The sequence below is a fragment of the Streptomyces sp. NPDC026206 genome (assembly GCF_040638465.1).
GTDB lineage: Bacteria > Actinomycetota > Actinomycetes > Streptomycetales > Streptomycetaceae > Streptomyces.
The window spans coordinates 1-24052 of sequence record NZ_JBEZYL010000019.1 but is presented as its reverse complement, the minus strand read 5'-3'; the positions used below and the strand labels follow the sequence as shown (position 1 = coordinate 24052).

At 71.1% G+C, this 24052-nt stretch carries 21 protein-coding genes, 1 rRNA gene, 1 pseudogene and 1 riboswitch; of the genes and pseudogenes, 4 read left to right on the top strand and 19 right to left on the bottom strand.

The window, feature by feature from the left end; all coding sequences use genetic code 11:
- Positions 1-31 precede the first annotated feature (31 nt).
- The 4 genes from AB0F13_RS23420 to AB0F13_RS23405 all read right to left on the bottom strand — a co-directional run bounded on the left by AB0F13_RS23420 (position 32) and on the right by AB0F13_RS23405 (position 4810).
- The gene (locus AB0F13_RS23420) at positions 32-1033 is read right to left on the bottom strand and encodes an EamA family transporter (protein WP_362085597.1); all 1002 of its coding nucleotides are present in this window, start codon (positions 1031-1033) and stop codon (positions 32-34) included.
- Between the two features lie 112 nt (positions 1034-1145).
- Positions 1146-1670: a Clp protease N-terminal domain-containing protein gene (locus AB0F13_RS23415; protein ID WP_362085594.1), complete on the bottom strand. Its 525-nt coding sequence runs from the start codon at positions 1668-1670 to the stop codon at positions 1146-1148.
- A 157-nt stretch (positions 1671-1827) separates the two neighbouring features.
- Positions 1828-4110: a glycoside hydrolase family 3 N-terminal domain-containing protein gene (locus AB0F13_RS23410; RefSeq protein ID WP_362085591.1), complete on the bottom strand. Its 2283-nt coding sequence runs from the start codon at positions 4108-4110 to the stop codon at positions 1828-1830.
- A gap of 121 nt (positions 4111-4231) precedes the next feature.
- Positions 4232-4810 carry a PadR family transcriptional regulator gene (locus tag AB0F13_RS23405; protein WP_362085588.1) on the bottom strand — a complete coding sequence of 193 codons (579 nt, stop codon included), beginning with the start codon at positions 4808-4810 and terminating at the stop codon, positions 4232-4234.
- Positions 4811-5000: 190 nt separating this feature from the next.
- Between AB0F13_RS23405 and AB0F13_RS23400 the strand changes: the two genes are divergently transcribed.
- Positions 5001-5816: a PhzF family phenazine biosynthesis protein gene (locus AB0F13_RS23400; RefSeq protein WP_362085585.1), complete on the top strand. Its 816-nt coding sequence runs from the start codon at positions 5001-5003 to the stop codon at positions 5814-5816.
- Positions 5817-5835: 19 nt separating this feature from the next.
- Here AB0F13_RS23400 and AB0F13_RS23395 read toward each other — a convergent pair whose 3' ends face one another.
- Positions 5836-6585: a CPBP family intramembrane glutamic endopeptidase gene (locus tag AB0F13_RS23395; protein ID WP_362085785.1), complete on the bottom strand. Its 750-nt coding sequence runs from the start codon at positions 6583-6585 to the stop codon at positions 5836-5838.
- A 185-nt stretch (positions 6586-6770) separates the two neighbouring features.
- Positions 6771-8273, bottom strand: a complete 1503-nt coding sequence (locus AB0F13_RS23390) for a glutamate-cysteine ligase family protein (protein ID WP_362085582.1) — start codon at positions 8271-8273, stop codon at positions 6771-6773.
- Between the two features lie 482 nt (positions 8274-8755).
- Between AB0F13_RS23390 and AB0F13_RS23385 the strand changes: the two genes are divergently transcribed.
- Positions 8756-9343: a hypothetical protein gene (locus AB0F13_RS23385; protein WP_362085579.1), complete on the top strand. Its 588-nt coding sequence runs from the start codon at positions 8756-8758 to the stop codon at positions 9341-9343.
- 317 nt (positions 9344-9660) lie between these two features.
- Positions 9661-9867, top strand: a complete 207-nt coding sequence (locus AB0F13_RS23380; RefSeq protein ID WP_362085576.1) for a DUF5999 family protein — start codon at positions 9661-9663, stop codon at positions 9865-9867.
- Between the two features lie 103 nt (positions 9868-9970).
- Here the strand turns inward: AB0F13_RS23380 and gcvP are convergent, their stop codons facing one another.
- Complete coding sequence (gcvP, locus tag AB0F13_RS23375; protein ID WP_362085573.1) at positions 9971-12856, bottom strand: aminomethyl-transferring glycine dehydrogenase; 2886 nt, start codon at positions 12854-12856, stop codon at positions 9971-9973.
- Positions 12857-13041: 185 nt separating this feature from the next.
- Positions 13042-13160, bottom strand: a riboswitch (glycine riboswitch).
- Between the two features lie 165 nt (positions 13161-13325).
- On the opposite strand from gcvP, the gene AB0F13_RS23370 reads away from it, so the two are divergent.
- Positions 13326-13655 (top strand): PRC-barrel domain-containing protein, encoded by a 330-nt coding sequence (locus tag AB0F13_RS23370; RefSeq protein WP_362085571.1) that lies wholly within the window; start codon positions 13326-13328, stop codon positions 13653-13655.
- On the opposite strand, the gene AB0F13_RS23365 is transcribed toward AB0F13_RS23370, so the two are convergent.
- The 12 genes and pseudogenes from AB0F13_RS23365 to rrf all read right to left on the bottom strand — a co-directional run.
- A complete protein-coding gene (locus AB0F13_RS23365) occupies positions 13619-15001 on the bottom strand; it encodes a DNA polymerase IV (RefSeq protein WP_362085568.1) in 1383 nt (460 codons plus the stop codon). The two genes, AB0F13_RS23370 and AB0F13_RS23365, sit on opposite strands and share 37 nt — an antisense overlap.
- 112 nt (positions 15002-15113) lie before the next feature.
- On the bottom strand, positions 15114-15755 hold the full coding sequence (locus AB0F13_RS23360) for a MerR family transcriptional regulator (protein ID WP_362085565.1): 642 nt from the start codon (positions 15753-15755) through the stop codon (positions 15114-15116).
- 217 nt (positions 15756-15972) lie between these two features.
- Entirely contained in the window at positions 15973-16446 is a 474-nt protein-coding gene (locus tag AB0F13_RS23355; protein WP_004947186.1) for a bifunctional nuclease family protein, read from the bottom strand.
- Positions 16447-16497: 51 nt separating this feature from the next.
- Positions 16498-17277: a MerR family transcriptional regulator gene (locus AB0F13_RS23350; RefSeq protein ID WP_362085562.1), complete on the bottom strand. Its 780-nt coding sequence runs from the start codon at positions 17275-17277 to the stop codon at positions 16498-16500.
- Positions 17278-17320: 43 nt separating this feature from the next.
- On the bottom strand, positions 17321-17764 hold the full coding sequence (locus AB0F13_RS23345) for an FHA domain-containing protein (RefSeq protein ID WP_362085782.1): 444 nt from the start codon (positions 17762-17764) through the stop codon (positions 17321-17323).
- A gap of 18 nt (positions 17765-17782) precedes the next feature.
- Positions 17783-17980, bottom strand: a pseudogene (locus tag AB0F13_RS23340) (zinc-ribbon domain-containing protein); the annotation flags it as partial.
- A 319-nt stretch (positions 17981-18299) separates the two neighbouring features.
- The gene (locus AB0F13_RS23335; RefSeq protein ID WP_362085559.1) at positions 18300-19310 is read right to left on the bottom strand and encodes a DUF881 domain-containing protein; all 1011 of its coding nucleotides are present in this window, start codon (positions 19308-19310) and stop codon (positions 18300-18302) included.
- 5 nt (positions 19311-19315) lie between these two features.
- Positions 19316-19648: a small basic family protein gene (locus AB0F13_RS23330; protein ID WP_071964751.1), complete on the bottom strand. Its 333-nt coding sequence runs from the start codon at positions 19646-19648 to the stop codon at positions 19316-19318.
- A complete protein-coding gene (locus AB0F13_RS23325; protein WP_362085556.1) occupies positions 19645-20526 on the bottom strand; it encodes a DUF881 domain-containing protein in 882 nt (293 codons plus the stop codon). Before AB0F13_RS23325 ends, AB0F13_RS23330 begins: the two co-directional genes overlap by 4 nt.
- Before the next feature lie 138 nt (positions 20527-20664).
- Positions 20665-23160: a mannose-1-phosphate guanyltransferase gene (locus tag AB0F13_RS23320; protein ID WP_362085554.1), complete on the bottom strand. Its 2496-nt coding sequence runs from the start codon at positions 23158-23160 to the stop codon at positions 20665-20667.
- A gap of 74 nt (positions 23161-23234) precedes the next feature.
- Positions 23235-23825, bottom strand: coding sequence for a CDP-alcohol phosphatidyltransferase family protein (locus tag AB0F13_RS23315; RefSeq protein ID WP_362085551.1), 591 nt, complete (start codon positions 23823-23825; stop codon positions 23235-23237).
- Between the two features lie 153 nt (positions 23826-23978).
- A 5S ribosomal RNA gene (gene rrf, locus AB0F13_RS23310) occupies positions 23979-24052 on the bottom strand; the annotation flags it as partial.

The window sequence follows — 24052 nt, the reverse complement described above, 5'->3', positions numbered from 1 at the left end:
CGGCAGAACAGTCATCGGCATGATCGCCAGCCTAGGACGAACGGGTCCCCCCGGACAACTCCCGCCCGGCGTGCGCCTCGACGACCGCACCGGCGCCTCCCTGGGCCACGGGCGCCGTGGGCGCCTCTCCGGGCGTGGAGCGCTGCGCGATGAACGCGCCCGTCAGAACGACCGCTCCCCCGGCGATCTGCGGCGCGGAGAGGTGCTCCCCGAGCAGCACCCAGGCCAGCACCGTGGCGATGACCGCCTCCAGGCAGGCGACGACGCCCGCGACCTGTGGGGAGAGCCGGCGCACGGACACCACTCCGGTGAGGTAGGCGGCCACTGTCGCGACCAGCACGATCCAGCCCAGCAGCACCAGGGCGGGCACGGATGTGCCGTTCAGGTCCGCGCTGCCGCGGAGCACCTCCCAGTCCATGTCCCAGGGGGTCGCCACCGCGGTCAGCAGCACGGCGCCGACGAGCAGTCCGTACGCGATGACCCCGACCGGGTCGGCCGGGTCGTCGCCGTCACCCCCGTGGTCGGAGAGGATGAAGTAGCCGACCTGGCAGCAGGCAGCGCACAGCGCCAGCAGCAGGCCCACGGCGTCGAAGCTCAGCCCGGACCACACCTCCACGACACAGGCGAGCCCGCCGACCGCCAGGACCACGCCCGAGGCGGCGGCCCGGCTCACCGGCCGCCGCTGGACGAACCGCACCCAGCCGAGCACGAGCGCCGGGGCGAGGTATTCCACCAGCAGGGCGACGCCGACCGGGATGCGGGATATCGCCGCGAAGTAGCAGGCCTGGACGCCCGCCACGGCGAGCAGTCCGAAGCCGGCCAGCAGCGCCGGACGCCGCGTCACCAGGGCGCGATGGCGCCAGGCCACGGGCAGCAGCACCAGGGCCGCGCCCGTCACCCGCAGCCACACCACGTGGAGGGGGGCCAGGCCCGCCTCGATCAGCGGCTTGGCCGCGACACCGGATCCACCGAACGCGAGCGCGGACACCAGGGCCAGGCCCAGGCCGACGCTTCTGCCTTGAGACGCTTGCATCGCTGCATCATGGCAGCAATCGACAGGACCGTCACCCCTTTTGGTCCTGGCACATCTCGGGAGACCTCGTACGACCTGGCACAATCCGCCCCGTGAAGCCTCTCAGCCGCACTCAGCCGCACTCGGAACAGGCGGGGTCCTCCAGGCGTGCGGCGATCAGGGCCGGGTCGGCACCCGCCCGGCGCAGGACTTCGACGGCACGGCAGCGGGGGTCGCGGACGAGGGCGGCGAGCAGGTCCACGCCCTCCACACGCCCCGCGCCCCGCGCGTGCGCCCGGGCACGCGCCTTGCTCATGGCACCGGCGGCGGCCGGCGACCAGCCGGGCACCACGGCCGCGGGCAGGGCGGGCAGGGCTCCGGAGTCCTCCACCGTGCCGCTCCAGCGCAGCGCGTAGCCGATGGTGCGCTGGACGAGATAACCGAGCAGCCGGGCGACCCGGGCGGGACCGCCGTGCAGGCAGTCCCGGACGCCGGGGTCGGCTTCGAGCAGGGTGTGCAGCAGATGGGCGGTGTCGATCTGCCGGTCGCCGTCGCGTGCGGCGCGCCTGCGGGCGCCTGCTACCGCCGAGGCGAGCTCGGCGCTGAGCAGTTCGCCCGTGGCCCCGGTCCGGCCGGTGTCAGGTGTACGGCTTTGCACCCTGCCACCCCATCAGTCCCATGTGATGAGAGCATGCCCGCAGGGTTGCGTTTGCGCATCCGACGCCGGTCGGGCAGGGCCTGCCGGCTCGTCATCCTTCAGGAGAAGGGAGGACGACGGCTGTCTCAGGGACGCGCGTTGCGCGTTGACGCGCGCCCTATGTCACATCCAGTGCGGCCGTGCGCTCCCCGGCGGTGAACACATACGCCCCACGCTCCACGCGCGGCGGCCCCGCGCCGTCGAGGTCGCCCGGGGTCACCGCGAGCACGCGCGCCGGGACGGTCAGCCGCACCGCCGCGGACTGCCCCGCCTTCAGGTGCGTCCTGGTGAACGCCACCAGCCTGCGCGGCGGAGCCAGGACGCCGCTGACCGGCCGGGACACGTACAGCGGTACGACCATGTCGCCGTCGCGCGCTCCGGTGTTGCTCACCCGCACCGTCACCCGCACCGCCCGGCCCGCCGGCACGGAGGCCGCGCCGAGCGTGAGGGAGTCGAAGCGGTAGCCGGTGTAGGAGAGCCCGGCGCCGAAGTCGTACGCCACGTCGTGCGCGGACTCCGGCCCCGCGTTCGTCCCGGGCAACTGCTGGTAGTACAGCGGCTCGTTGCCGGTCCGCCGGGGCCAGGACACCGGAAGCCGGCCGCTCGGGTTCACCCTGCCGAAGAGCACATCCGCGACCGCGTGCCCGCCTTCGCCGCCCGGCAGCCAGGACATCAACAGCCCTTCGGTTCCGGCCGCCTCCCCCAGCACCGGCGGGCGCCCGGCGATCACCACGACCACGACGGGTCTTCCGCTCGCCTTCAGGGACGACACCAGCGCCTGCTGACCGGCCGGGAGCTCGGGCCGGGGACTGTCGGCCTCGCCCTCGGCCGCGGCCTTCTCACCGACCACGACGACCGTCACATCGGCGGTACGGGCCTCCTCCGCCGCCCGCGCGGCGTCCTCGGCGTGGACGACCCGGGTTCCGGCGGGCGCGGCCTCCTCGATGCCCCGCAGCACGGTCGTACCGGGCAGCCGCACCCCTTCGGGCACCCGGTGCCAGCCGACGGTCCAGCCGCCCGCCTGGTCGGCGATGTCGTCCGCGTGGGCGCCTGCGACGACGATCTTCCGCGCCGACGGCCGGATCGGCAGCACGTCCTTCTCGTTGCGCAGCAGCACCTGCGAGGCAGCGGCGGCACGCCGGGCGATCTCGCGGCCCGCTCCGAGAACTTCCGCGTTTGCGCGCTCGGCGTCGACAAACGGTCGCTCGAAGAGACCGAGGCCGAATTTCAGCCGTAGGACGCGCCCCGCGGCCTCGTCGATCCGCTCGCGGCTCACCAGTCCCTTGCGTACCGCCGTTCGCAGGCCCTCGGTGAACTCCGCGGCCTCGTAGGGCTCCATCGTCATGTCGACACCGGCGTTGACCGCCAGCGCGATTGCATGCGGGTAGTCGGGGGCAACCTTGTACTTGGTCCACAGGGCACGGACGTCCTGCCAGTCGGAGACCGTGACGCCGGTGAAACCCCACTGCCGGCGCAGCACCGTCGTCAGCAGATGGCGGGAGGCTGTCGCCGGTACACCGTTGACGGCACCGGAGTTGACCATCACGGTCCTCGCCCCGGCCTCGACGGCGGCGCGGTAGGGCGGCAGGAGTGTGTCCTGGAGGTAGCGCGGGGAGACGTCGGCAGGCACCCGGTCGTGACCGTTGGCGGGTTCGGAGTAGCCGCCGAGGTGCTTGACCGTGGCGGCGACGTTCTTGGCCCCGTGAGCGCTCTGGATGCCCCGTACGCTCGCGGCGGCAAGGGTCCCGGCCAGCAGCGGGTCCTCGCCGTAGGTCTCGTAGTAGCGCCCCCAGCGGCGGTCGCGGGCGAGGTCGGCGACGGGGGCGAAGTTCCAGTCGACTCCGGTTGCGGCGACCGCGCGGGCGGTGGTGGCGGCGGCGTCCCGTACGAGCGCGGGGTCCCAGGTCGCGGCGAGGCCGATCTGGTGGGGCAGGACGGTGGCGCCGAGGACGTTGTTGTGGCCGTGGACGGCGTCGATGCCGTAGAGCACGGGGACGTGCAACCGGCTGTGGTCGACGGCGTACTTCTGCACGGCGTTGACCATGCGGGCCCAGTCGCCCGGCGTGTTGCGGGGCGGCCCCATGCCGCCGCCGGAGAGCACCGAGCCGACGGCATGGTCGCGCAGCACGGTCTTCATGCAGGCCCCGTCGGGCTCACCACCGCTGCCACGGCAGTCGCCCTGCAGTCTGTTCACGGCGATCTGCACCATCTGCCCGATCTTCTCGCCGAGGGTCATGCGGTGCAGCAGGTCGCGGGCACGGTCGTCCGGCGCGGCGCGTGCGTCGAGGTAGCGCGGGGCGCCGTCGTCGGCTCCGGCCGGGACGCCCGCAAGGGAAGCCGCGCAGACGGCGAGGGCCGTGAGCGCGAGCACGGGGCGCCGCGGACGCGTGCGCAGGGCCATGGCATGGCTCCGTTCCTGATCGGATCCGGAACCGGAGTCTGGCCATGTCCTGACGCCCCGTCAAGGAACGTGGCGGGGCGTCCACGGAATACCGGTTCCGCGGGCGCCCCCACTCCTCGCTTCAGCTCTCGTCGGCGAGGATCAGATAGAGCTTCTTGCGTGCTTCGCCGATGACGGCCATGGCTTTTTCGCGCTGCTCGGCGCTGCCGGTCCGCCAGACCTGCCCGAAGGCCTCCATCAGGCCGAAGCCGGCCTTGCGGACCTCCTGCACGGCCTCCCAGTCGGCTCCGCGCCCGACGTCCTCCCACGGGGCGCCGGAGCCGGCGTCGGCCTCGGCCCGGCCGGCGTCGGTGAGCGTGAACAGCTTCTTGCCGCCCTCGCTCGCGCTGCGGATCAGGCCCTCGTCCTCCAGCAGCTGGAGCGTCGGGTAGACGGATCCGGGGCTCGGCTTCCAGGCCCCGCCACTGCGCTCGGCGATCTCCTGAATCATCTCGTAGCCGTGCATCGGGCGGTCCTTCAGCAGCGCCAGGATCGACGCGCGCACATTGCCGCGCCGCGCCCTGCCACCCGGTCCGCCACGCCCCCGGCCGCCGAACGGCGGGCCACCGAAGGGCGGACCGAACGACCCGAAGGCCCGCCGGCCACCACCAGCGCCCCGATCGGACCCACGGTACTCATGACCGTGACCATGGAAACGCATGACGTAACTCCAATCGTCGATCAGTTGCGATGTTTCGACGATATATCGCTAACGCTCGGACGGCAAGACCCCGCGACCATGCGACTCGGGCAGTGCGCAACCAGCCCCGCGACAACGGCCGGGGCACATCCGGGCCACTTCCGGCCGATTGGCTCTGGCCTGCGGCTTCTGGGGCCCCTACCGTCCCGTCATGCGAATCCGAATCGTCGATGCCTTCACCGACCGCCCCTTCGCCGGCAACCCGGCCGGGGTTCTGCTCCTGGACTCCGGCGCCTTCCCGGACGACGCCTGGCTGCAGCACGTCGCCACCGAGGTCAACCACGCCGAGACGGCGTTCACCCACCCCCTGCCGGCCGGCTCCGACGCCGACTGGGCGCTGCGCTGGTTCACGCCCGCCACCGAGGTCGACATGTGCGGCCACGCCACGCTCGCCACGGCCCATGTCCTGCACACCACGGGCAACGCCACCGGAACCGTGCGCTTCGCCGCCCGCTGCGGCATCCTCACCGCGACCGCGCACGAGAACGGCTCGATCACCCTGGACTTCCCGACCGCCCCGCTCACCGGGGTGCCCTTGCCCGACGGCGTGGCCGAGGCCCTCGGCGCCACACCGCTGAGCACGCACGACACGGGCCCGCACATCGGAGACCTCCTCGTCGAACTCGCCGACGAGAAGACCGTACGGGCGCTGACCCCGGACATCCCGGCGCTCGCCCGGCACTCCCGCCGGGGCATCATCGTCACCGCCCCCGCCGAGGACCCGGCGCGCGGCCACGACTACGTCTCGCGCTGCTTCTTCCCCAACGTCGGCATCGACGAGGATCCCGTCACCGGCAGCGCGCACACCGCGCTGGCCCCGTTCTGGTCCGCCCGGCTCGGCCGCGAGGACCTCACGGGCCTCCAGGCATCCGCGCGGACCGGCCTGGTGCGCACCGCGCTGCGCGGCGAGCGGACGCTGCTGACCGGCTCGGCCGTCACCGTCATCGACGGCGAGCTGCTGGCGTAGCCGGACCGCCGGGGGCCGGTCAGGCCGTGGGCAGCCAGCCCACCTTGCCGGCGAGCAGCGCGTAGCCGACGAACGCCACGACGTCGATCAGCGCGTGCGCGGCCACCAGCGGCCCGACCCGCCCCCACCGCCGGTACAGCAGGACGAAGACCACACCCATCACCATGTTGCCGACCAGGCCGCCGATGCCCTGGTAGAGGTGGTACGAGCCGCGCAGCACCGCGCTCGCCGCCAGCGCCGCCACCGGGGTCCAGCCCAGCTGCCCGAGCCGGCGCAGCAGGTAGCCGACGACCACGACCTCCTCCAGCACCGCGTTCTGCAGGGCCGAGGCGATCAGTACCGGAAGCTTCCACCACACGTCGGGCAGGTTCTCCGGCACCACGGTCAGGTTGAAGCCGGCTGCCCGTACGGCGAGGTAGAACGCCAGCCCCGTGCCGCCGATGGCCGCGGCCAGGCCCGCGCCGCGCGTGAGGTCGAAGGCCGGGCGCTCACGGTCGAAGCCGATGACCCGCAGCCCCCCGGTCCGCCGGGCCTCGCGCATCAGCAGGTACGCCACCAGGAGGACGGGCACGAGCGCGGTCGCGATGCCGAACAGCTGCCAGGCGAGGTCGAGCCAGGGCCGGCCGGGCGCGCGGGAGGCATTGAGCGTGGCGGCCTGGTCCTTGAGGCCGCCCGGCCTGGTGGCCGCACCGATGAAGCTGATCAGCGACGAGACCGCGCTGGCCCCGAGCGACAGCGCCAGGACGATCAGCAGCTCCGCGCGCAGCACCCGCCGCGGCGGCGTCCCGGCGCCGCCCGGCCGCCCGTGCGGGACCTCCGGCCGGGTGCCCGCGTCACCGTTTGGAGCGTTCTGCCGCACTGTCGTCTCCCGTCTGGCCGCCGTCACGACCGTTGCGCGACGGTCGTCACAGCTTGCCCGACGGCCTCGTGCGGGTACGAACAGGGGCCGCCGTGTCAGCCGGTGATGCCGGGCGGCCAGGCGTGCACCGGTTCGCCGGTGCGCATCAGCTCGCAGTAGCGCCGCGTGGTGGCGGCCAGCGCGTGGTCCCGGCCCAGGCCCCGTTCGAGCGCCCGGTGGTAGGTGGCGGCCTGCCAGGACGCCCCGTTGACGCGGCGCCGGCAGCGTTCCTCGATGACGCCGAGGTAGTGGTCGCGGTCGGCGGGTTCCACACCCCACGCGTCGAGACCGGCCGCGGCCAGCGGCAGCAGCTCGTCCAGGACGAGCCGCACGGCCGGCACCCGCGCCGGGGCGCCGCCCCGGCCCGCCCGGGGCCAGCGCAGGAAGGCCTCGATGCCGTGACGGCAGGCGGCGTCGAAGTTGTCGGCGGCGACGGCGAACGGCATCCGGCTCCACACCGGCCGGGGTTCCTCGGCGAGAGCCCTGATCAGCCCGTAGTAGAAGGCGGCGTTGGCGACGACATCGGTGATGGTGGGGCCGGCGGGCAGGACCCGGTTCTCCACGCGCAGGTGGGGGACGCCGCCAGCGATCCCGTACACGGGGCGGTTCCAGCGGTAGATCGTGCCGTTGTGCAGCGCCAGTTCATGCAGCATCGGCACGCCGCCCTCGCCCAGGACGCGCAGGGGGTCCTCGTCGCTGGAGATGGGCAGCAGCGGCGGGAAGAAGCGCACGTTCTCCTCGAACAGCTCGTACGCGGAGGTGATCCAGCGCTCCCCGAACCAGGTCCGCGGCCGTACGCCCTGGACCTGGAGCTCGGGCGGGCGGGTGTCGGTGGACTGGACGAACAGCGGCGGCCGGGACTCGCGCCACAGCTCCCGGCCGAAGAGGAAGGGCGAGTTGGCGCCCACGGCTATCTGGACTGCCGCGACGGCCTGCGCGGCATTCCACACCGCGGCGAAGCGGCCCGGGGTGACCTGCAGGTGCAGCTGCACGGAGGTGCAGGCGGCCTCCGGGGCGATGGACCTGGCAGTGCACGTGAGCCGCTCGACGCCGGCGATGTCGATGGTGAATTCCTCACCGCGGGCGGCCACGACCTGGTCGTTGAGCAGGAAGTAGCGGTCGCCGTCGGAGAGGTTCGACGACACCAGGTCGCGGCTCGTGAGGGTCGGCAGAATCCCGATCATGACGATTCCGGAATCGACTTCCATGGCCTTGCGGTCGGCGTAGGAGAGGCCGGTGCGCAGCTCTTCGGCAAGCTGGTCGAGCACTCTTCCCGAGAGCCGGTGAGGGACGATGTTCACTTCCAGGTTGAACTGCCCGAGCTCGGTCTGGAAATCATGACTTGCAATACGCTCCAGCACCTCGGCATTCACCATGCTCGGCATGCCGTCAGAGCCCGCGAGATTCAGCTCGATCTCCAGCCCCATAAGATTGCGCGGGCGGTCGAACCGCTTCTCCTCCAGCAGTCTCGCCAGCCCTTCCAGACACTGCCGGAGCTTGTCCCGGTGGTGCTGTCGGTCGGCGAGGTCGAACCCCACGGCTGCGACCTTCTCACCCATTCAAGCGTCCCTCCTCGAGCGGGCCGCCCCGGCGCCGGCCGCCGTGTCACGGTCGATGATGCCCAGGCGACGCGATCCATAACGCCTCGCGGCGACCGCACACCCGGTAGGATCTCGTCGGGCGCACTCCGGCACATTCCGTCGGCATAAAGTGGACTGAGGGGCTCAGGGCAATGCGCTGGTGATAAACACCGATCGGATCCGGCCTACCGTATATGGCGAAACGGCCGAGGTCATGGGTGCGGGCACGTCACAAAAACACCGAAATCCCCCGGGGATCGAGCCCTGATTTCGCCTTGCCGGAAATACTGGCGACAGCTAGGCGAAACATCATGTGAACATGTGTCGTATAAACTCCGGAATGAGGCAGAGAGTAGGCGCCCTGGAGTCGGTCCCGGCCCCCCTCTGACCCCGCACGCGACAGCGTCGTCCGCACCTGCCCAAGCTCCACCGTGTCTCCGAAGCGAGAGGCGACCCACACCATGCCGCTGCATGTCCCCCCTGCCCCCGCGCCTGCCCTCCGTAGCGTCCGCACGGCCCTCGGTTCCCCCACCGCCGTCCGTGAGGCCCGCACCCCGTCACTGAGGTCCACCCAGACCCCGCTCACCCCCGAACTCCCGCTGCCCGTACACGTCCTGGAGCGGATGCCCGCTCGCGGCGGGGCCCCCCGCACCCGGCTCACCGGCTGGCGCTTCCTGATCAGGGGAGGCGAGCGCGTGGTGGCCGCCGGCGAGGCGATGCCCACCCCCGACGGCTGGGCCTTCTCCCACTTCTTCGAGGGGCCCTATCTGGCGTCCACCGAGCGGGCGCTGCGCCAGGCGGAGGCGCTGCCCACGCCGTACCAGCCACGGCTGCTGTCCGTGCCCGAGCTCTACATGCTCACGCTCTGGCTGCATGCCGACATCGCGGCCGACGCCTCCTCGGAGCTCTTCGCCCCGGGCGACCTTCTGGTGCCCCTCGCCCCCGCGCCGCCCGGCATCGCCGCGCACCGCCCGCACCGGGTCAGTGATCTGCTGCCGATGCTCACCCTCCGGCTGACCCCCGGCCCCGCGCTCAAGGCGACCGCCTGAGAAGGCCTACGCGATCACGCGCCCCGCGCCCGGAAGAACCCGGTGAGCCGCGGGGCGCACCACTTTGTCACCACCCTCACCCCTACGGGCTAGCCCACCGTGGCTATGCCGAACCACCCAAAGGGACTGCCGAGTTGGAGGCAACCGCTCGCACGGGTGACGCGTCATCCTCCTGTGAGGAGCGTCACTGTGAATTCCCTGCGGAATCGATCCCGTAGGGCAACACTGGGACCGACCGACGATTCACAACGGGGGGCGGCATGAACACCGCATCGAGCCGCAGGACAGCCACCACAACAGAACGAAAGATCCCTTCCATGTGCCAGCACCAGCCCGCGTGCCCGTCAGCAGACTCCGCCGACCGGGAGGCCGCCCATCTCGTGGCCGCCTATCCGGAGCAGGGATGGAGCCTGCTGTGCAATGGCGTCCTCTGCTTCGAGGACACCGGTGAGCTGCTGCCCGACGGGCAGATCATCGCACCGCACCGGTCGCTCGGCACCGACCACGTGGTGACGGCCGCCTAGCGCGACAGTTACCCGGCTCAGCCGCAGATGACACACGACAGCACATGAAGGGGCCGGCCCGGCGTGAACGCCGAACCGGCCCCGACCCGTCTCCGGGCCCCTGTCAGCCGTCGTACTCCTCCATCGGCGGGCAGGAGCAGACCAGGTTGCGGTCGCCGTAGGCGCCGTCGACGCGGCGCACCGGCGGCCAGTACTTGTCGGCGGCCGTCACCCCGGCCGGGAAGACGGCCTCTTCACGGCTGTACGGGTGCTCCCAGGCGCCGGCCACCGAGGCGGCGGTGTGGGGGGCGTTGCGCAGCGGGTTGTCGTCCTTGTCCCACTCGCCCGACCCGGCCTTCTCGATCTCGGCGCGGATGGCGATCATCGCCTCGCAGAAACGGTCCAGCTCGGCGAGGTCCTCGCTCTCCGTCGGCTCGATCATCAGCGTTCCGGCCACCGGGAAGGACATGGTCGGCGCGTGGAAGCCGTAGTCGATGAGCCGCTTGGCGACGTCGTCGACGCTCACCCCGGTCGCCTTGGTCAGCGGCCGCAGGTCGACGATGCACTCGTGCGCGACCAGCCCGTTGGGGCCGGTGTAGAGCACGGGGTAGTGCGGCTCCAGGCGCTTGGCGATGTAGTTGGCGCCGAGTACCGCGACCTGCGTGGCGCGCTTGAGGCCCTCGCCGCCCATCAGCCGGACGTACGCCCAGGAGATCGGCAGGATGCCGGCGGAGCCCCACGGCGCGGCCGAGATCGGCCCGACGCCCGTCGCCGGGCCCGCGGTGGGCTGCAGCGGGTGGTTGGGCAGGTACGGGGCGAGGTGCGCGCGGACGGCCACCGGGCCGACGCCCGGGCCGCCGCCGCCGTGCGGGATGCAGAAGGTCTTGTGCAGGTTCAGGTGCGAGACGTCGCCGCCGAACTCACCCGGCTTGGCCACGCCCACCAAGGCGTTGAGGTTGGCCCCGTCGACGTAGACCTGGCCGCCCGCCTCGTGCACGAGGGCGCAGATGTCGGCGACGTGCTCCTCGAACACGCCGTGCGTGGACGGGTAGGTGATCATCAGCACGGCCAGCTCGTCGCGGTACTGCTCGATCTTGGCGCGCAGGTCCCCGGCGTCCACCTCGCCGTCGTCGGCGGTCTTGACGACGACGACCTTCATGCCGGCCATCACGGCGCTCGCCGCGTTGGTGCCGTGCGCGGAGGAGGGGATGAGGCAGACGGTGCGCTGCTCGTCACCGTTGGCACGGTGGTAGGCCCGGACCGCCAGCAGACCCGCGAGCTCGCCCTGCGAGCCGGCGTTGGGCTGGATGGAGACCTTGTCGTAGCCGGTGACCTCGGCGAGCCGCTCCTCCAGCTCGGTGATGAGCGTGAGGTAGCCGCCGGCCTGCTCGACCGGTGCGAAGGGGTGCAGCGCGGCGAACTCGGGCCAGGTGACCGGCTCCATCTCGGTGGTGGCGTTGAGCTTCATGGTGCAGGAGCCGAGCGGGATCATGCCCCGGTCCAGGGCGTAGTCGCGGTCGGCGAGGCGGCGCAGGTAGCGCAGCATCGCGGTCTCCGAGCGGTGCTGGTGGAAGACCGGGTGGGCGAGGTACTCGCCGGCGCGCACCAGTTCCCCGGGCAGCGCGTCGGCCACCTCCGCGTCGAGCGCCTCGACGTCCGCATCGACGCCGAACGCCGACCACACCGATGCCAGGTGGGCGCGGGTGGTGGTCTCGTCGCAGGCGATGCCGACGTGGTCGGCGTCGGTCGGGCGGAGGTTGACGCCGAGCGCGCGGGCCGCGGCGACGACCTCGGCCGCCCGTCCCGGGACGCGCGCGGTGAGGGTGTCGAAGTACGAGCCGTGGACGATCTCGACACCGCCGGCGCGCAGGCCCTCGGCGAGGACCGTGGCGTAGCGGTGGGTGCGGCGCGCGATGCCGGCCAGGCCGTCGGGGCCGTGGTAGACCGCGTACATGCCGGCCATGACGGCGAGCAGCACCTGGGCGGTGCAGATGTTGCTGGTGGCCTTCTCGCGGCGGATGTGCTGCTCACGCGTCTGCAGGGCGAGCCGGTAGGCCTTGTTGCCGTCCGCGTCGACGGATACGCCGACGAGGCGGCCGGGCAGGCTGCGGGCGAATCGGTCGCGTACGGCCATGAAGCCGGCGTGCGGCCCGCCGAAGCCCATGGGGACGCCGAAGCGCTGGCTGGTGCCGACCGCGATGTCGGCGCCGAGCTCGCCGGGCGGCGTGAGCAGCGTCAGGGCGAGCAGGTCGGCGGCGACGGTGACGATCGATCCGAGCTCGTGGGCCCGCTCGATGACCGGGCGCAGGTCGCGCACGGCACCCGAGGCGCCGGGATACTGCAGCAGCACGCCGAAGACGCCGCGCTCGGCGATCTCGTCGGGGATGCCCGCCGAGAGGTCGGCGACGACGACCTCGACGCCGGTGGGCTCGGCGCGCGTCTGTATGACGGCGATGGTCTGCGGCAGGGTGTCGGCGTCGATGAGGAAGACGCCGTTCTTGACCTTGCCGACCCGGCGGGAGAGCGCCATCGCCTCGGCGGCGGCGGTGCCCTCGTCGAGGAGGGAGGCGCCGGAGGTGGGCAGCCCGGTCAGATCGGCGACGACGGTCTGGAAGTTGAGGAGCGCCTCCAGCCGGCCCTGGGAGATCTCGGGCTGGTAGGGCGTGTACGCCGTGTACCAGGCCGGGTTCTCCATGACGTTGCGCAGGATCACCGGCGGGGTGAACGTGCCGTGGTAGCCGAGGCCGATCATGGGGGCGAGCACCTGGTTGCGGTCCGCGAGGGTGCGCAGCTCGGCGAGGACGTCGGCCTCGGTGCGGGCGGCGGGCAGCCGGAGCGCCTCGGCGCTGCGGATCACGGCCGGCACGGCGGCCGCGGTGAGTTCGTCGAGCGAGCCGAAGCCGACCTGGGCGAGCATCTTCGCCTGGGCCTCCCCGTCGGGCCCGATGTGGCGGGCCTCGAAGGGCATGCCACGTTCCAGGTCGGAAAGGGAGCTGCGGTGGGCTGTCATCTGCGGAGGCCTCCTGGTCGTCACGACCTGCGAGGGGTACCACGGCGCGGGTACCCGGACGGCCTCCCCCTCTGTCATCTCAACCTGAGAGCTTCACCGGGCATGCTGCGGCCCGGCTTTCACCGTCGGTGAGGAAGGGCTCGGCGTCATGCCTGACCGGGGCCCGCCCTGCTTTCCAGAGTGACCTCGCCTGTGCGGTACGGGGTGCCTGAGAGATTCCGGGGAGGATTTGCTCCTTCGGCGCCTCCGCCAGCGCCCGGCCTCTGGACCGGGTGTTGATGGAGGACTCTCCCGCACGGGTCTGCGGCCAATCGCCAGCCTACCAGCGCGCCTTTCCGGGCGGATCTCCCGAGTGGCCGGTTACCGCTTTGTGCCTTTTCGTGGTTGTCACAGGGCTCTGCGAGGCATCCGGGGGGCTCGTCGGCGGGGGTCCGGCCGGCGGGGCAGGTGCGTGATCAAGGGAGGAACCGTGCAGACCGACATCGACCCGCGGAGTCTGATCGGCCGGAAGGCCTTCGACCGCGACGGCATGAAGATCGGCACGGTGGACGAGGTGTACCTCGACGACGCGACCGGGGAACCGCAGTGGGCGGCCGTACGCACCGGGCTCTTCGGCCGGGACGCCTTCGTGCCACTGGAGCCGAGCCACGTCGAGGGCGATGTGCTGCGCATTCCCTACGACCGCGCCCTGATCCGGCAGGCTCCGGGCTTCGGGGTGGGCCGGCATCTCTCGCCGGAGCAGGAGCTGCAGCTCTACCACCACTACGGGCTCGAGCTGCCGGGCGCCCGAGGGGGCTGATCCTCGGGGGGCCGCACGAGCGGCAGCGGCTCGGCCGGCTGGAGTGCGGGGTCCTCGACGCGGAAGGTCCGTACCCGGCCGGGCCCGGACCAGGGTTGTTCGAAGCGGACGGTGACCCGCCCGACGCCGCTGCCCTGCACCCAGCCGCTCCCGTACTCCTCGTGCCGGACGTCCAGCCCGGGCAGCCACTGGTGGGGCCTGCCGGGGGCGTCGGCGGCCTGCTGGGGCTCGTCGCCCTCCTGTGGCGCGGCGCCGGGAGCGGCCGCCGCCTCGCTCGCGGCCTGGGCGAAGAGGTCCTCCTGGGTGTAGTCGGCGAGCCCGGAGACCCCGACGCCGAGCAGCCGCACGCCCGCGGTGGTGTCCACGCCGTCGAGCAGCCGGGCCGCCGCCTCCCGCACCACCGCGGGGTCGTCGGTCGGGCCGCGCAGGGTCTCCGAGCGGGTGAGCGTCGAGAAGTCGTAGCGGCGCACCTTGATGACCACGGTGCGCCCCGAGCGCCCGGCATCCCGCAGCCGCCGTACGCACCGGTCGGCGAGGCGGGCGAGCTCCAGCTGCACCCGGATGCGGTCGGTGAGGTCCTCCGCGAAGGTGTCCTCGGCCGATACGGACTTGGCGTCCCGCTCGGCGACGACGGGCCGCTCGTCGTGGCCGGTGGCGAGGGCGTGCAGCCCGGCGCCGTGGGCCCTGCCGAGGAGCCGCACCAGCTCGTCCTCGCCCGCCTCGGCCGTCTCGGCCACGGTGGTGATCCCGGCGCGCCGCAACGTTTCGGCGGTGGCGGGTCCCACGCCGGGGATGGCGCGGACCGACATCGGCCCGAGCATCTCCAGCTCCGTGCCGGGCTCGATGACGACCAGGCCGTCGGGCTTGGCCTCCTCCGAGGCGATCTTGGCGAGCATCTTGGATCCGGCGAGGCCGACGGACCCGGTGAGCCCCGTGGCCGCCTTGATGTCCCGCCGCAGCCGCTCCCCCACCGCCCGCACGGCCACCGAGGACGCCTCCACGCCGCCCGCCTCGAGGTCGACGAACGCCTCGTCGAGGCTCAGCGGCTCCACCAGGGGCGACAGCTCGCCGAGCAGCCGCATGACCTCCTGGCTGACCTGCTGGTACAGCCGGAAGCGGGGGGTGAGGTAGGCGGCGTGGGGGCAGAGCCTGCGGGCCTGGGCCGTCGCCATGGCGGAGTGGACGCCGAAGACCCGCGCCTCGTACGACGCGGTGGCCACCACGCCACGCGGACCGATGCCTCCGACCACCACGGGCTTTCCGCGCAGGCTGGGCTTGGACGCCTGCTCCACCGAAGCGTAGAAAGCGTCCATGTCCAGATGGAGAATCGTCGGCGCACCCCTCACCCGACAGATGCTGCCGCATGCCACTGACAATGGCGCCGACCTGCGGCGGAGCGCCCCTCGCGGCGCCGCTTCGCGGCGGGCGGGGGCGCCCGGTGCGTGCTGCCCGGCCGGCTCAGCCGGCCCGGTTGCGGCGCCGCGCCAGCTCGTCCGCCGGGTTGTGGCCCACGAGCGTCTCCCCGGTGTCCACACGCTCCCCGTGCAGCTGCGCCAGCGCGCTCTCGACGTCGCGCCAGACGACACCCACGGCGATCCCGAAGACCCCTTGGCCGCCCTGGAGGAGGTCGACGACCTCGTCGGGCGAGGTGCATTCGTACACCGTGGCGCCGTCGCACATCAATGTCATCTGCGCCAGATCCGCCATGCCGCGGGTGCTCAGATGCTGCACCGCGGTGCGGATGTTCTGCAGGGAGACCCCGGTGTCCAGCAGCCGCTTCACGATCTTCAGGACGACGACGTCCCGGAAGCTGTAGAGCCGCTGACTGCCCGAACCGTATGCGGGGCGCACACTGGGCTCCACGAGCCCGGTACGCGCCCAGTAGTCCAGCTGCCGGTAGGTGATGCCCGCCGCCGCGCATGCCGTCGGCCCCCGGTATCCGATGCCGTCCGAGGCCCGGGAGCCCTCGGAGCCCTCGGAATCGCTCCCCCGCGGAGTGGTGACCGCCGCCGTAGCGGAATAGCGGGGCACTGGTTCGACCGTTCCCCCCTGCAGCGGATACGGACCGCCAACCGCCGTACCGTCGCCCGTGCTTCTCACGCCGACCTCCGTCCTTGACCTGCCTTCTCGACGGTAGGCAGTCACTCGGGGTGCGTCAACGATCGCCACACTCGGCACGCCGAGTGATAATCACCCTGAGAGTGGTTTTACGTGTCCAGGTAGCGGGAAAGGCTACTCGAATGCGCCACGCGGTCGCCTCGATGCGACCATCGCACGGCCCGCTCTCCGCGGCCGTGCGCCTGCCGTCGCGCGCGCCTCACTGGCTGTTGGTGCCGAAGTCCTCCGGCGAGATCTGGTCGAGGAACTCGCGGAACTTCTCCACCTCGTCCTCCTGCTCGTCCGGGATGGCGATCCCCGCGTCGTCCAGCACGCCGTCACTGCCGTAGATCGGCGTGCCGGTGCGCAGTGCAAGCGCTATGGCGTCGGAGGGCCTCGCACTGACCTCCACCCCGCTGGCGAAGACGAGCTCCGCGTAGAACACGCCCTCGCGCAGGTCCGTGATGCGGACCTCCGCGAGCTGCTGTCCGACCGCCTCCAGCACGTCCTTGAACAGGTCGTGAGTCAGCGGGCGGGCAGGCGCCATGCCCTGCTGGGCGAAGGCGATGGCCGTCGCCTCCCCGGGTCCGATCCAGATCGGGAGGTAACGGTCGCCTCCCACTTCACGCAGGAGCACGATCGGCTGGTTGGAGGGCATTTCCACCCGGACACCCACGACATCGAGCTCGTTCACACAGCAACCCTAGGACGTGCCCGGCAGGTTTGGGTAGTCGGGCACTGACAGTCACCGTCCCCGCGGGTGCAGTGCGGCCCGCACGAGGGCGGCGTGCAGCCGCACGGACAAGGCGGCCAGCTCCTTGGCGGTGGCCTCGGCATGTGCCCTGGTCTGGGGGTTGCGGTGCCTGCGCAGCGGGGCGATCACCTGTTCGATGAGCCCGGCCTCGCGGTCGGCGGCCGCCTTCGCGGCGCGCAGGTGGCGCGGCTCGAGCCCGTAGCCGCCCAGGTCGGAGACGAGCCGTGCGATCGTCACGGAATCGGCATCGAATCCGCCGTCCGGGTGGGCGCACAGCAGGCCGTAGGACTCCCACTCGGCCAGCTCGTCCTCGGTGACGCCCGTGGTGGCCAGCAGCTCCGCCCGGCCGATGCGGGCGGCTGTGCGGCCCGCAGGGGCGCCGGCTCCCCCGTCGGCACCCTCCGGCACCTCGGGGGCGTCCAGGAGGTCCAGCGCGTCACGGGGCTGCGCCGGGGCGGGCAGCTGGACCCGCTCGCCCCGGGCCAGTGCGTCCAGCTGCTCGCGGATGACCTTGAGCGGGAGATAGTGGTCGCGCTGCACCCGCAGCACGTACCCGAGCCGCTCCACATCGTCCGTGCTGAACTTGCGGTATCCGGACGGCGTGCGCTGCGGCTCGACCAGGCCCTCCGCCTCCAGGAAACGGATCTTGGAGATGGTGACCTCGGGAAACTCCTCGCGCAGCAGGTTGAGCACCGTTCCGATGCTCACCAGCCGGCCCTCCGCACCGGCGGCACCGGGAGATCCGGTACCGCCCGACGGTGTTCGAAGCATGGCCCTTCCCTGGGGGTACCCCCGGACGGAGTCCGGGGGAGGGTCAGATGCCCCGCTGGCTGCCGAAGAAGACCAGCCGGTACTTGCCGATCTGCACCTCGTCGCCGTTGGACAGCGCGACCGAGTCGATGGGCTCACGGTTGACGTAGGTGCCGTTGAGGCTGCCGACGTCGGTGACGGTGAAGCTGCCGTCCCGCTCGCGGCGGAACTCCACGTGCCGGCGCGAGACCGTCACGTCGTCGAGGAAGATGTCGCTCTGCGGGTGCCGGCCCGCGGTGGTCACATCGGCGTCCAGCAGGAAGCGGCTGCCGGAGTTGGGACCGCGCCGGACCACCAGCAGCGCCGAGCCCAACGGCAGCGCGTCGACGGCGGCCTGCGCCTCGGGCGACAGGGCCGGGATCTGCGTCTGGCCGGTCGTCTCGGAGTCGTACGCCTCAAGACCTGAGATGGAGATGGTCGAGGTCGTCTCCGACGCGCGCTCGGCCACGGCTCCCGGCCGCAGCGGCGCACCGCAGTTGGAACAGAACCGACTGGCCTCGGCGTTCCGGTGGCCACACCTCGTACATACCGGCAAGGCAAACCCTCCACCCGCACTTGAGGTTGCTGGTGCCCCGAAACCTATGCGCCCCGCCTGGGCAGGGTCAACAGAGGACGCGCCCTGACTGCCCGGAATGTCGCCTCCTGGCGCTCCCGCGGCGTCCATCTGGTCGCGGAACAGCGGACGGCCTTCCTGGCCCCCCTCACCGCTGTCCACCGGGCGCGACGCCCGGTGCCGGGCGGTGCCGCCCTCCTGGCGTGCGCTCTTGCCGAACAACTTCGCAAACAACTTCACGGGCGATTCCCCTTGACCGAAACAGACCCGCCCGTGGGGCAGGACAAACCCTTGCTGCACACACCGTCCGACCTGGACATCCTTACAACGTCCGCAGTCAACAGACAGTTTCCATCACGCACCACGAACTTGGTGCGGCGACCCCCCGCAACCTCCCGCCCTCCCCACGGGCCCCGTCTGCGCGACGGTCTCACTGCGATGACGACCGAGCGTAGTCAGGCCGCTTCGCCGGGCGCAAGGCATCCACAATGATCTTCTCAGACCGGGAGACGGAGACGGCGGCCTGCTCCTTCTCCAGAGTCTGCACCACACCACCGGGGATGTTCAGTGCGGGCTCCAGATCCTGCGGCTTGCCGATGACCTTGAACTTATAGGGCTGAGAGACCTTTTTGCCATCGATCTCCACCTTTCCGGCAGAGCCCGAGAAGTAGGTGTCGGCGACGACCCGGACATCGTTGATCTGGATCGCCTCCGCGCCCGCCGCCCGCAGCTCCTGGATGGCGTCGAGCAGCTTGTCCGCCTCGACCGCACCCTTGGTGTCGCTCACCGTGAGCTCGATGCCGGGCCCCTGGGCCGCCACCGTACCCGCGAGCACCCCGAGCTGCTCCTCCTTCTGCGCCGTCTGCTTACGGGCTTCGGCAGCCTGGTTGGAACTGCTTTCCAGCTGCGTGCGCTGGTTGTCCAGCCGCCGCTTCTCGTCCTCGAGCCGCTTGGTCCGGTTGTCCAGCTCGTCGAGAATCCGTACGAGGTCCTCCTGCCGGGCCCCGCGCAGAGCACTGTTGTCGCTCGTCGACCGGACCTGGATGGCCAGCCCGAGGCCGAGCACGCACAGCAGAACCGCCACGGTGAGCTGCGCCCTCGTCAACCTGGGTGGCCACAGTCCGTTCAGCAGCCGTTGACGTCCCGTCAACGGCACGGCCTTTGGACCGTCTTCCGATCGGGTCACGGGCCCGGCCTGCGGGACGGGCTCCGGCTGCGGTGCGGCCTCGGATTCCGCTTCAGGCCGCGGCGTCTCGCCGGGCTCCGGCAGGGCGGGCCGCTCCGGCTCGCCGGCGCCGGCCTCCTCGCCCGACGGCCCGGCAGGCCCAGGCCGCTCCCGCGCACCCTCCGAGGGCTGCGGCTTCTGCGGCTTTCGCGGCTCCTCCGCGCCCTCGGGCTGTCCCGCCGCTCCGGACTTCTCCGGGGTGTCGTCTGTGCTCATCGGTCTCACGCCCGGAAGATGTGCCGCCGGATAGCGGCCGCATTGGAGAAGATTCGGATACCCAGGACGACCACGACGCCCGTGGACAACTGCGCCCCTACGCCGAGTTTGTCGCCCAGGAAGACGATCAGCGCGGCCACGACCACATTGGACAGGAACGACACGACGAAGACCTTGTCGTCGAAGATGCCGTCCAGCATGGCCCGCAAGCCGCCGAACACCGCGTCCAGCGCCGCCACGACGGCGATGGGAAGGTAGGGCTCGACCGCCGTCGGCACCACGGGGCGGACGACCAGTCCGACCACGACTCCCACGATGAGGCCCAATACGGCGATCACGATCTGCCCTTCCCTGGCTTTGCGGTACGTACGATCAGACTCGGCGCGGCAGGCAGCCGGACTTCGTCCTGGGCGGAAATGCTGGCGCGGACCCCGTAGTTCTGCTGCAGAACATGCAGATACTGCCCGTCGGCACTGTCCTGGAAAGCGGTGCTCAGCCGCTGACCGTTCCCGATCGCCAGCACCGTGTACGGCGGCACCAGCGGCCTGTTGTCGACCAGTATGGCGTCACCGGCGGCCCTGATCGCCGACAGCGCCGTCAGCCGCTGCCCATTGACGGAGACCGCCTCCGCGCCGGACTGCCACAGACCGTTGACGATGCGCTGCATGTCACGGTCGCGCACGCGCCCGGTGTCGGAGAAACCACTGCTCTCACGGGGCCCGCCACCGCCCGTTTTGGTCTGTTTGGCATCGTCGACGACTACTTTGACCCCGGGTCCCTGCACAGGCGTGGCTCCGGCGAGCAGGGACACCAACTCCGCCTTGTCGCCCCCGTGTTTCTGCAGCACATCACGCTGCTTGGTGCCGACCGCGTCGCGCAGGGTATCGACGTTCTTCTGCAGCGTGTCGGCGGCCGAGGTCTCCGCCTCGATGCGCGCGATGAGCTGTTCACGCTCCTTGGCCAGCGTGGGTGCCGATATCCGCGCCTGCGCCGCCCCGAGGGTCACCACCACGGCCGCCAGCAGAAGCGCGGCGGCAAGCCCCAACTTGGCGCGCAGCGTGCTCGGGAGGCCCTTGCCGCCCTCGCCCCGACGGGCCGCCGCCTCCGCGTAGCCGTCGTCGAGGCTGTGATCCATCACATTGGTCAGCAGCGACATCGAGGCATCGGGGCGCGGCGGCGGCGATGAGGTGCTCCGAACGGGGGGCTGCTGCGACATGCCGCACATCGTCGCACGTCGGGGGCGCCGTCTCCCAATGGCCCCACCGGCGCGCCGGATCCGGGACAGATCCGGGACATTCCGGGGAACAGGGAGACGGCGCCCCTCACGCCCCAGTCGCGCTGCGCCCCGCCGGCGTCAGCGCCCGGCGCCGTCCACGACTGCCGACCACTCGTCCAGCAGCGCCTGCGCGGAGGCGTCGTCAGGCCCCTCCGCCCACAGATGCGTCACCGCTTCCGCGGGATCGGGCAGCACCATCACCCAGCGCCCGTCGGCCTCGACCACCCGCACACCGTCGGTGGTGTCGACCGACCGATCCCCCGCCGCCTCCACGACGTGCCGCATGACCAGGCCCTTGACGGCCCACGGCGTCGCCAGGTCGCGGCGCAGGACGTGCGCACGGGGAATCCGTGCGTCTATCTGGCTGAGCGTGAGCTGCGTACGCGCCACCAGCCCGATGAGACGGACGAACGCGGCCGTCCCGTCGAAGACACTGCTGGACTCGGGCACGATGAACCCGCCGCGGCCGTCCCCGCCGAAAATGGTCGACTCGGCCCGCCCGACCCTCGTCAGGTCGTCGGGCGACGTCGTCGTCCACTCCACCTGCGTGCCGTGGTACGCGGCCACCTGCTCGGCGATACGGGTGGTGGTCACAGGCAGCGCCACGCGCCCGCTGCGCCGCTCGGCGGCGACCAGGTCGAGCAGCACCAGCAGGGCCCGGTCGTCCTCCACGATGCGCCCGCGCTCGTCCACGAGGGAGATCCGCTCGCCCACCGGATCGAACCGCACACCGAACGCCGCCCGCGCCGACGCGACGATCTCCCCGAGCCGCACCAGCCCGGAACGCCGGGCGTCGGCGGTCTCCGTCGGCCGCGCTTCATCGAGCCCGGGATTGATGGTGAGCGCGTCCACCCCGAGCCGGCCGAGGAGGCTGGGCAGAACGAGCCCCGCGCTGCCGTTCGAGGCGTCGACGACCACCTTCAGACCGGCCTCCGCGACACCGGTGGTGTCCACGGACCGCAGCAGCGAACCGGTGTAGGAATCGTAGACGCTGGAGGGGAAGGACAGATCACCGATCTCCCCGGGGAAGGCACGCCGGTACTCCTGGCGGGCGAAGACCCGGTCGAGCTTGCGCTGCCCGGCCTGGGAGAGGTCGGCCCCGCGCTCGTCGAGAAACATGATGTCCACCGAGTCCGGCACGCCCGGCGATGTACGGATCATGATGCCGCCGGCGCTGCCGCGCGCGGTCTGCTGGCGGGCCACCGGCAGCGGTACGTTCTCCAGGTCCCGGACGTCGATGGCGCTGGCCTGCAGGGCGGAGATCACCGCCCGCTTGAGCGCCCGCGCACCACGGGAGTGGTCACGCGCCGTGGTGACGGTCGCGCCCTTCTTGAGGGTGGTCGCGTACGCGCCGGCGAGCCGCACCGCGAGCTCGGGGGTGATCTCCACATTGAGGATGCCGGACACCCCTCGGGCGCCGAAGAGATGGGCCTGGCCCCGGGACTCCCAGATGACCGAGGTATTGACGAACGCGCCCGCCTCGATGGTCTTGAAGGGGTAGACCCGGACGTTGCCCTGAATAATCGATTCCTCACCGACCAGGCACTCGTCCCCGATGACGGCCCCGTCCTCGATCCGGGCGGCGCGCATGATGTCGGTGTTCTTGCCGATGACGCAGCCGCGCAGATTGCTCTGCTGACCGACATAGACGTTGTCATGGACGACGGCCTTGTGGAGGAAGGCACCGCTCTTGACGACGACGTTGGAGCCGACGACGGTGTGCTCACGGATCTCGGCGCCGGCTTCGACCTTCGCGTAGTCGCCGATATAGAGCGGACCGCGCAGGACCGCGTCGGGGTGCACCTCGGCACCCTCGGCCACCCAGACGCCCGGTGAGATCTCGAAACCGTCGAGATCGACGTCCACTTTGCCTTCGAGGACGTCGGCCTGAGCCTTGACGTAGCTCTCGTGGGTGCCGACATCCTCCCAGTACCCCTCGGCCACATAGCCGTAGACGGGCTTGCCTTCCTTCATCAGCTGCGGGAAGACATCGCCCGACCAGTCGACGGGTTCGTCGGCCTTGACGTAGTTGAACACCTCGGGCTCCATGACGTAGATGCCCGTATTGACGGTGTCGGAGAAGACCTGGCCCCAGGTGGGCTTCTCGAGGAAGCGCTCGACCTTGCCCTGCTCATCGACAATGGTGATGCCGAATTCCAGCGGGTTGGGGACCCGGGTGAGGCAGACGGTGACGAGGGCGCCCTTCTCCTTGTGAAAACGGATCAGGTCGGTCAGGTCGAAATCGGTGAGGGCATCGCCGGAGATGACCAGGAAGGCATCGTCCTTGAGCGCCTCTTCCGCGTTCTTGACGCTGCCTGCCGTGCCGAGTGGCTTTTCCTCGTTGGCATAGGTGAGCTCCATGCCGAGTTCCTCACCGTCACCGAAGTAGTTCTTCACGAGGGAGGCGAGGAATTGCACGGTCACCACGGTCTCGGTGAGCCCGTGCCGTTTGAGCAGGCGTAGCACATGCTCCATGATCGGCCGGTTGGCAACCGGCAGGAGCGGCTTGGGCATGCTCGAGGTCATGGGGCGAAGACGGGTCCCTTCGCCACCGGCCATCACGACGGCCTTCATGTCGGAAGCGTCCTCCTTGAGAGACGACGGTCATGCCGACTTCACGCCCGCTAGAGCCTCGCGACTGGGCGGGATCAGTCGGCAGTGGCGTCCGCCGTGACTAGCCGGCGAACCTGAACCACATAGAGGATCCCTGCCCACCAATAGAGGGTTGTACCCCACCCGGCGAACGCCCATCCGAAAATCGCGGCGAGTGAGGGCAACCAGCCCTCTCCATCACTGAGAAGCAGCAACGGGAACGCATACATCAGGTTGAAGGTCGCGGCCTTGCCGAGGAAGTTCACCTGCGGCGGCGGATAACCGTGGCGCCTCAGGATCCACACCATGACCAGCAGCATGGCCTCACGGGCGAGGAGTGCCAGGGTCATCCACAGCGGGAGGATCTCACGCCAGGTCAGGCCGAAGAGAGTGGAGAGGACGTACAGCCGGTCGGCCGCCGGGTCCAGCAGCCGGCCGAGGCTGCTGATCTGGTTCCAGCGCCGGGCGAGCTTGCCGTCGAGGTAGTCGCTGACGCCGCTGAGCGCCAGGACGAGGAGCGCCCAGCCGTCGTGCTCCTGAAGAATCAGCCACAGGAAGAGGGGTACGCCGACCAGGCGCGCCATGCTGAGGATGTTCGGGATGGTGAGGACGCGGTCGGTCTGAACGCGCGTCTCCTGGACCTCCACCCGGGGGCCTCCTGTGGGGATATGTACCAACGATGTCCCATGACTTTACCCCCCGACGACTTGGGCCCGTGCGGAGGGGGCGGTGACAGCCTGAAAACGCAAAAAAGCCCTGGCAGGAACCTTTCGGTTCCCACCAGGGCTTTCTCAAAAATTGTTCGGCGGCGTCCTACTCTCCCACAGGGTCCCCCCTGCAGTACCATCGGCGCTGAAAGGCTTAGCTTCCGGGT